General features: G+C 66.0%; 7 protein-coding genes. 2 read left to right on the forward strand and 5 right to left on the reverse strand.

What is annotated here, in order from left to right:
• Positions 1-167 precede the first annotated feature (167 nt).
• Positions 168-2,045, forward strand: coding sequence for a hypothetical protein (locus GY937_28115; GenBank protein MCP5060580.1), 1,878 nt, complete (start codon positions 168-170; stop codon positions 2,043-2,045).
• A 63-nt stretch (positions 2,046-2,108) separates the two neighbouring features.
• On the opposite strand, the gene GY937_28120 is transcribed toward GY937_28115, so the two are convergent.
• The 5 genes from GY937_28120 to GY937_28140 all read right to left on the reverse strand — a co-directional run bounded on the left by GY937_28120 (position 2,109) and on the right by GY937_28140 (position 7,452).
• Entirely contained in the window at positions 2,109-2,852 is a 744-nt protein-coding gene (locus GY937_28120; GenBank protein MCP5060581.1) for a carbon-nitrogen hydrolase family protein, read from the reverse strand.
• 42 nt (positions 2,853-2,894) lie between these two features.
• The gene (locus tag GY937_28125; protein ID MCP5060582.1) at positions 2,895-3,839 is read right to left on the reverse strand and encodes a methyltransferase; all 945 of its coding nucleotides are present in this window, start codon (positions 3,837-3,839) and stop codon (positions 2,895-2,897) included.
• Between the two features lie 76 nt (positions 3,840-3,915).
• Positions 3,916-5,310, reverse strand: a complete 1,395-nt coding sequence (locus GY937_28130; GenBank protein MCP5060583.1) for an undecaprenyl-phosphate glucose phosphotransferase — start codon at positions 5,308-5,310, stop codon at positions 3,916-3,918.
• Between the two features lie 42 nt (positions 5,311-5,352).
• Positions 5,353-6,168 carry a 3-deoxy-8-phosphooctulonate synthase gene (gene kdsA / locus GY937_28135; GenBank protein ID MCP5060584.1) on the reverse strand — a complete coding sequence of 272 codons (816 nt, stop codon included), beginning with the start codon at positions 6,166-6,168 and terminating at the stop codon, positions 5,353-5,355.
• Between the two features lie 57 nt (positions 6,169-6,225).
• The gene (locus GY937_28140) at positions 6,226-7,452 is read right to left on the reverse strand and encodes a glycosyl transferase (protein ID MCP5060585.1); all 1,227 of its coding nucleotides are present in this window, start codon (positions 7,450-7,452) and stop codon (positions 6,226-6,228) included.
• Positions 7,453-7,604: 152 nt separating this feature from the next.
• On the opposite strand from GY937_28140, the gene GY937_28145 reads away from it, so the two are divergent.
• Positions 7,605-7,940: a PilZ domain-containing protein gene (locus GY937_28145; protein ID MCP5060586.1), complete on the forward strand. Its 336-nt coding sequence runs from the start codon at positions 7,605-7,607 to the stop codon at positions 7,938-7,940.
• Positions 7,941-8,393: the final 453 nt, after the last annotated feature.

Here is an 8,393-nt window from a genome sequence, read left to right on the forward strand (position 1 = left end):
CACTACCTCGCGGCTCTCGATCGCGAACTCGACACCGATCCGACCGACACCGATTCGCCGTTCTGACGAGAAACCAGCACTCGCGCGCGACCACGGCTAGATGATCAGATTTCTACGGTTTCTCGTGATCGCCAACACTTGAGGCCCGGCTCTGCTAAAACCCGCCCATGTCGCCGGCCGATCTCACCAGGAACCTCCGACGTGTCCGGTTCGCGGCGGGCGCGCTGGCGCTGTTGCTCGCAATCCATCTCGTCGTGGGCGAGAACCCCTGGAGCTTCGGATCCTGGGATCGCGTTCAACTGGGCGAAGGCGTGAAGCCCCGGGACGCGATGCCTTTCGTCTGGCTCGCATCCCTCGGCAATCTCGTGTTGATCCTGGCCCTGGGCCTCTGCGCCCGCTTCTGGCTCGGCCCCCTCGCCCTGCCCGAACGCGAGGTTTCTGCGGAACCCGAACCTCGCCATGTCCTCGCCCGGCGCATCCTCGTAGGCGCCGCCATGCTCGCCCTGCTCCTTCAGACCTGGCCTCGGATGGATCACTCGCTCTGGGTGGATGAGGAGTACAGCGCGCGCCGCTCGATCCTCGGCCAGTACGAGATCGAGAAGGACGGAACCCTCGATTGGGACAAGCTCAAATGGCGGGACACCTTCTGGGCCTACCGTCAGCCCAACAACCACGTGCCGTTCTCGATCGTTTCTCGTATCTCGACCCGCATCGCCGGCGTGTCCCGGCCCGAAGACGATATCGAGGTTGCGCTTCGCGCGCCGGCCCTCCTGTTCGGACTGCTCGCGTTGCCGGCGCTCGCGGCGCTCGCCACGCGCATCGGACTTCCATGGGCCGGAGTGCTCGCGGCATGGCTCCTGGTCGCACATCCCTGGTACGTGCGCTTTGCGAGCGCTGGCCGCGGCTATTCGCTGCTGCTCTTCCTGCTGCCGCTCTACTGGTCCGCGGCCTGGAAGATGCTCCAACACGCCAGCTGGCAGCGTTTCGGGGCTTTTGGCGCTCTTCAGTTCCTGCTCGTCTGGTCCTATCCCGCGGTCTTCCTGCTCGTAGGTCTGACGAACCTCTGGCTGCTCGCCGAATGGTGGCGGACCCGTGACGGTGGCCCTCCTTTCCCCGAAGTCTCCAAACGAATTTGCGTAACGGCATTGCTAGGCGCGATGGCTTTCTTTCAGGTGATGACGCCGAACCTGATCCAACTCTCGGGCTACATGGCGCGCAAATCGATGCGTTTCTCCGGGCGCTGGATGGAGCAGCTCGGGAACCTCTTCCTGACGGGCACCCCGCCGGGCCGTGGGAATGGGCAGCTGGCCGGCGCCGGCGCATTCAGTGAGCTCGCGACCTTTCCCACCGTCGTCTACGCCGCGACCCTCGTGATCCTCCTGGTCATGATCGCGGGCGTCGTGCATCTGATTCGCCACGGCGGGCGGACGGCGAGGTTTACTGCCCTTCTCGTGTTGGCCGCACCTCTCACACTTGCCTGGGCCTGGATCACCAATTCGTTCATCTATCATCAGTATCTCGTCTTTGGTTTGACGAGCGCTGCGCTCCTCAGCGGCGCCGGAATCCTGCTCCCGCTTCATGTTTCACCGGGCCGCGGAGCCCGGATCGCAACCGCGCTGATCGCGGTGAGCGCAGGTGGTCTGCTCTTCACGGTGGGTCATCCGACCCGGCGGGCCTTGATCGAGCTGCCGATCGGGTCATCGCGGGATTCGGTACTCGCGACACGCCCGACCCTCGACCCCGAGAATCCCGCAAACGCAGACATCCTCACGGTCGGTCTCGGCGGCTGCCTGTGTTTCTACGACCCGCTCGGCAGGACCGCTTCGACGCCGGAAGAGCTCGAAGCGATCATCGAAGAGGCGGACGGCGGCGGGAAAGCGCTCTTCATCAACTACGGCCGCCGCAAGATGCTGCAACACCGCATCCCGGAAGCGCTGGCACTCGTCGAACGCGACGATCTCTTCGAGCCGGTCGGCGAGTACCCGGCGTTCGAGACCCACCGCCAACGCTACGTGCGTCGCTACCGGCCCGGCACCCTCCCGTAGTCCAGAGGTGGGCATGCCTTCGCTGCCGACGCGGGCACCTTCTGACTGGCATTCAGCGCTCGGCTACAACGCGAAGCTCTCGCCGATCCATCCCGCATCGGTCTTGCGCGCGACCGCCACGCCGGCCCCGAGCCCTTCGAAATGCGCGATACGAGTCCCCTCCGGAGACCACACGGAGCTGCGGCCCGCGGATTCGAGGCGCGACGTTCCGGCTCCGGCATTCGCCATTGCAACCAACATGGAATGCTCGCGTGCGTAGCCCGCGAGCCGTTCGCTGTCAGCGTGGATTCCCTCCGGTGAAACGAAGACTCCCGCCAGATACAGGGTTGCGCCGCGTTCAGCCGCCGCAGCTGCATGGGACGGATGGCTCGTATCTGCGCAGATCGCCAGCGCCGCCGAATGTCCAGCATCCTGGATCAACGGATCGAGGTTGCCGGGCACGAACACACCCGCCTCGCTCGAATGGACGTGCCGCTTGGTGTAGAGCCTGGTCTCCCTGCCGGCCTCGATCACGAAAGCTCCGATATGCAGGCCCGAAGCGAGACGAACGGGTGCACCTGCAACGAGGATGGTCTGCGTGGCGTCGGCCACCTCCTGCAGGGGCTTCAGCCGTTCGTCAGTCGCGGAGAAGGCCAGCTCCGCGGCAAGATCCAGCTCGTAGCCGGTGAGCGACAGCTCAGGGAAGACGACCCACCGAGCGCTGTGGGAGGACGCGGCTTCGGCCAGCCGCGCGTGGTGCTCGACGTTCGCACCGATCTCTCCTCGAACCGAATGGGCCTGTGCGACTGCGACCGTCGGCTCGTTCATGAGGAACTCGCTCTCCTGGGCTCGTGAACGTTCATCGGCCCCTCACGCCGGCCCGATCTCGAGGACCGACAGCTCTCCGGCGGGATGGATGGCCGCGACCTGCAGCCCCGCCTCCGCGACCAACTCCGAGATCTCTACGACCCCGCGCTCGCGAGCGCCGAAGTACACGAGCATTCGCAGGTTCATGTCCGTGCGGGGAGATTCCCCGTCGGCGCCGGTCTTCTCGATCACGAGAACGCGGCCGCTCGAGCCCGCAGCTTCGCCACACTGCCGCAGGATGGCGACGGCAGCCTCATCGTTCCAATCGTGAAGGACGGCGCATAACACATAGCCGCCGGCGCCGGGCGGGAGGGGTTCGAAGAAGCTCCCCGCGACGACCTCGCTTCGCTCTTCGAGCCCAGCCGCCCGAAGCGTCTCCCGCGCCGCAGCCACCGTTTGCGGTTGGTCGACCAACGTTCCCTGCAAGGACGCATCCGAGCCGAGCAGCGCCGCCAGAAGTGTCCCGTCGCCGCCTCCGACATCCACCACGTGCCCCAACGAACCCCACGGATAGGCTGGAACTACCTGCACAGCCCAGCCGGCGACGTCCCGGCCCATCTGCTCGTCGTAGCGAGCGGTACGATCCGCGTCGGAGGCGAGATCCTGCCAGAATGGATGCCCGTAGAGCAGCGGAAAGCTCGCCTGGCCCGTGCGAACCGCTTCCAGTAGATGCACGAACGACAGCTCTGCCCTTCCGAGCGGCCCCTGGAGATCGAGTGAGGCCCGGAGCCCCGAAGGATCGGCGTCCCGAAGGCTCGTGCCACGAGGCGTCAGGACGTAGCGACCGGCCGCGCTGCGCTCCAGAATGCCGGCCGTTGCGAGATGTCGGAGGACACCCCCTAGCGCGACCGCATCGACCTCTGCCGCCGTTGCCAGTTCTTCGGCCGTGTCGAGTCCGTCGGCAACGAGGTCGGCAAGGCGAAGGGTGGCGGCTACGCGAATCGCCATGGGCGTTACGAGGTCCGCCAGCTCGGCAAGCCCTGCCTCCCGCCGGCTCTCCCTGCTCACGGCGTCCCTTTCCCAGCTAGTAGGCGTTCCGGTTGATGAAGCCCTTCCAGGCCGTCATCGCGAGAATGCGGAGATCGAGCGTCAGCGACCAGTTCTGGATGTAGTAGATGTCGTGTTCGACGCGTTCGTGGAGCGACGTATTGCCCCGCCAGCCGTGAATCTGGGCCCAGCCCGTCATGCCAGCCTTCACTTTGTGGCGGAGCATGTAGCCGGGAATCTCGCTCTTGAACTGGTCGATCAGGACCGGGCGCTCGGGACGCGGCCCGACCAGGCTCATATCGCCGCGCAGCACGTTCCATAGCTGGGGCAGTTCGTCGAGGCTGGTCTTGCGCAGGAACGCGCCCAGGGGCGTCACTCGCGAATCGCCTTTGGAGGCCCAGACCGCGCCGGTACCGGCCTCGGAATCCGGGCGCATGCTGCGGAACTTGATCATGTGGAACAGCCGCCCGTCGAGCCCCATGCGCTCCTGGCGGTAGAAGATCGGCCGTCCGCTGCTCAACCACACCCCGAGCGCGATCACCGCCAACACGGGGCTTCCGGCCAACAAGACGAGGGAGCTCACGACCGTATCGAAGACCCGCTTCTGGAGCGCGGCCCAACCGACGAGCGGCCCCTGTCGCAGGTTGATCACGGGCAGGCCGTCGAGATCCTCGACCGACGAGCGCAGGGTCATGACATGCAGGAGATCGGGGATCAACCGCACCGTGACCAACTCTTCGTCCAGCTCGGCCAGGATCTTCTCGAGCTGATCGCTGTCTTCCCTCGGTAGCGCGATCACCACCTGATCGACGGTGCGCTCGGCCAGCGCCGCCTTCACACGGGCGTAGGGCCCGAGCACCCGCACGCCTTGAAGCGTGCGACCCTGCTGGCCAGGATCATCGGAGAGGGCACCGATGACCCGCAGGCCCGCCTCCGGATGGCCGTGAATCGATTCGATCGTCTCCTGGGCGAGACGTCCCGCCCCGACGAGCAGCACATAACGAAGGTTGTAACCCTTGCGGCGCAGGCGCCGGAGTACACCGCGTCCGATCAGGCGTGCGCCGACGATGGTCACGATGGAACTTCCCCAGAAGCCCAGGATCACGGTTCGGGAGAGAAAGGTCCGCGAGATGGCGTCGGCTGCCAGGATCACCACCAGGGTGACCGTCATGGCCCCGATCACGGCGGCGATTTCGCGAATCAGCGAACCGGTACGCCTGGGCTCGTAGAGGCCCCGACCACGCAACGTGAAGAAGGCCACGGGCAGGATGCCCGCCAGCGCCAACACGTACTCCTGGGGGTTCCAGCCGTCGAGCACCGGAAGACCGCCGTAGAAGCGCACCCAATAGGCTGCGCCCCAGCACGCCGCGACGAGCAAAAGGTCCGAGAGCATCAACAGGCCCCGGAACACCTCGCTGTAGCGATGGAGCAATCGGGCGCCCTCCCCTCGTCCTCGGCGGCTTGGCCAGACCGCCTAGCTGCGTGTGGCGGCCAGTGCGTCGTCGATCGCGCGTGCTTCGATGAGCAGGCGCTCGAAGGTCTCGAAATCGATCTGGCTGGGGCCGTCACACGGCGCGCCGTCCGGATCCGGATGCACTTCGACGAAGAGGGCGTCGATGCCCACGGCCACCGCGGCTCGCGCCAGCGGGAGCACCATGTTGCGATTGCCGCCACTGGCCTCCAGACCTGCGCCGGGCCGCTGCACCGAGTGGGTCGCGTCGTAGCAGACCGGGGCGTACTCGCGGATCACCGCCAGGCCCTCCATATCGACGACCAGATCGTGGTAGCCGAAGGCCACACCGCGTTCGGTCACGAAGGCGCCACCGGTCCCGCCGGTATCGGCCTTCTCGACGGCAAGGCGGAGATCCTCCGGAGCGAGGAACTGGCCCTTCTTGATGTTCACGGGCTTGCCGGTCGCCGCACAGGCCACCACCAGATCGGTCTGCCGACACAGGAAGGCCGGAATCTGCAAGCAGTCCACGACTTCAGAGGCAGGCTTCGCCTGACCGGGCTCGTGGACGTCGGTCGTGACAGGCAGGCCGGTCTCGGATTTCACCCGAGCCAGGATCCGCAGCCCCTCGTCGAAGCCGGGCCCCCGGTAGGAGCGCAGGCTCGAACGGTTGGCCTTGTCCACCGAGGCCTTGAAGATCATCGGGAAGCCATGGCGCTCGGCCACGGCGGCCAGCCTGTCAGCAGCGGCCAACGCGGTGGATTCCGTCTCGACGACGTTCAGACCAGCGATCAAGACCAGCGGGGCCCCGTCCCCGAGGGGAACCTCACCAATCTGCATGGATGCGCCTCCCCCCGACCGGAGTGACCGGTCGCCCTCGGGTGTTCGATAGCAATCTCAGGCCTGGCTGTCCTTCTCGGCCGCCTCTCGGAGCAGGTCCAGGATCTCGGGCACGGCGGACGTCACGCGATTCCAATTCGGGATCTGCGGGGCGCCCAGGGGGTCGCGAACGAAGCCCAGGCCCGCCCCGCGCAGTGCGCTCGAGAAGGTCTCCACGGCGACCTCCTCTTCATGGCGGTCGAAAGCCAGGCCGTTGAGCGCAGCATCATCCGAATAACGAGCCACCGCGTCCTGGGCCATGCGCACGTAGGCGGCCCCGAGTGTGTTGAGGAAGCCTGCGTCGAACTCGATGCCATAGCTCGCAAGGTTCCGGATCAACGCGGTCCCGATATCCGTGACCATCCGGTGAAGCCCGGCATCCTCGCCGCGCGCGGAGAGCTCCCGGTGCTTGTGGTCATAGTTCTCCGTCAGCTCGACCTGACAGATCCGCTTGAGGGAACAGTTGCGATAGACCTCGGCCAACACACCGACCTCGAGGCCCCAATCGCTGGGGATCCGGATGGACCGGGCCAGATCCGTCGTCATCGCGCACTCGCCGGCCAACGGGAAGCGGAACGAATCGAGGAACTCGAGCAGCGGGTTCGGGCCCAGAACCGATTTCATGGCGCGCAGGAACGGCGTCATGAAGAGCCGGGTCACGCGCCCGTAGAGCCGATCCGTGACGCGGGCGTAGTAGCCCTTCACGAACTCGTAGTTCATGTTCGAGTTCGCAATCGGGAAGCAGAGCCGAGCCAACAGTTCCCGGTCGTAGTCGCGGATGTCGCAATCGTGGAGCGCGATCACGCGCGAACGCCCGGCCGCCAACACGTAGCCGAACGCCAACCACACGCCCTGCCCCTTCCCCGCCGGCCCCGCGTCGAGGCCCTCTTCGCGAAGCACCCGGTAGAGCTCTTGAAGGCGCGGGCCGTCATTCCACAACAAGGTCGCCGGCTCGCCGTGACGGGTGCGAACCCCTTCGAAGGCATCGCACATCTCGTCGTAGTCTTCCCGACAGCTCGTGCCCGCAACGCTGACGATCACCTGCTCCAGGTAATCGACCCCTCGCAACTGATCGACGATCCCCTTCAGGGCCACGTCCTTCAGCTCCGAATGAAGGCACGGCAGGACCAGCGCTACGGGGCGGTCGTTTCCATGGGTCGCCAGGTCGCGCTCGAGGCGCTGCAGATCGGCTCGCCCCAGCCGATGCAGGGTGCTGATCACGCCAGTCTGGTGGAAGTCCGCCATCGGGGCTGAACCCTCGCATCGCCTTGCCCTTCCAGCAAGCCCCCCGGGGGTAAAACAGCGTTTGCAGGGCTTCCTCAAGCGACCGGGCCTCTACGCCGAACAGGTCCTCACGGGTGCGCAACGTGCCCGCTAACTCCAGGAGCCGACAAGCCATGGGAAAGGCTGCCGACCGTCGCAAGTATCCGCGGATCGCGACCGACCAGGTCATCTCGTTCGCGCACGTCGACAACAACGACCAACTGGCGATCGGCCGGGACGTCTCGACCGGCGGCATCCGCTTCGAAGCGGTCGGTTGCGAACTCGACCTGGGCGACACGATCCGCGTCACCTTCAACGTCGGCAATCAATCGATCGTCGCGGTCGGCGAAGTCGTCTGGGCCATCGAAACCGATCCGATCACCCTGGACATCGGCCTCGAGTTCCGGGACATCGACCCGGATTCCCTGCGCATGATCGAAGAGACGGCGGAGATCCTGCCTAGCATCTAGGGTCGGGACCGCGGAACGCCTGGGATGGGCCGCTTCGCTTCTCGTTCGTGAGCACGCGTCGCCGGGGCTGGGCACAGGCCGGGCGGAATGGCTCGGCTGGGGCTCGGGGGCCGCGTGGGGAACTGGGCGGGGTGTTGCCCTTCGCCGCTTTCGCCGCGGGCAACCTACGCGCACGCTTGGCTGCACCTCAAGCGGTCAAGCGGGGACGTTCTTTCCGATGTTTCCGTTACGGCCTTGGCAGGCTTTGCCTGCCAAGGCCGTAACGGAAACATCGGAAAGAACGTCCCCGCTCTCCGGATGGCGCTCAGAGGTCCCACTAGTCCCTTGTATCGACCAAAGGCGGAAGTGTTGTCATGCTAAGCACTGCGTCCCCCGCAGCCAATCGGTTCTCGCCGTGTCGCGGGCCGATTCATGGGGCCCGTATGTCGAAGAAGCGGTATCGGATTGACTTGA

Source organism: bacterium (assembly GCA_024228115.1).
Taxonomy (GTDB): Bacteria; Myxococcota_A; UBA9160; order UBA9160; family UBA6930.

Excerpts from the sequence above, each read along its gene's own strand:
- GY937_28115 (MCP5060580.1), top strand. The coding sequence starts at position 168 with ATGTCGCCGGCCGATCTCACCAGGAACCTCCGACGTGTCCGGTTCGCG.
- GY937_28120 (MCP5060581.1), bottom strand. The coding sequence starts at position 2,852 with ATGAACGAGCCGACGGTCGCAGTCGCACAGGCCCATTCGGTTCGAGGA.
- GY937_28125 (MCP5060582.1), bottom strand. The coding sequence starts at position 3,839 with ATGGCGATTCGCGTAGCCGCCACCCTTCGCCTTGCCGACCTCGTTGCC.
- kdsA (MCP5060584.1), bottom strand. The coding sequence starts at position 6,168 with ATGCAGATTGGTGAGGTTCCCCTCGGGGACGGGGCCCCGCTGGTCTTG.
- GY937_28140 (MCP5060585.1), bottom strand. The coding sequence starts at position 7,452 with ATGGCGGACTTCCACCAGACTGGCGTGATCAGCACCCTGCATCGGCTG.
- GY937_28145 (MCP5060586.1), top strand. The coding sequence starts at position 7,605 with ATGGGAAAGGCTGCCGACCGTCGCAAGTATCCGCGGATCGCGACCGAC.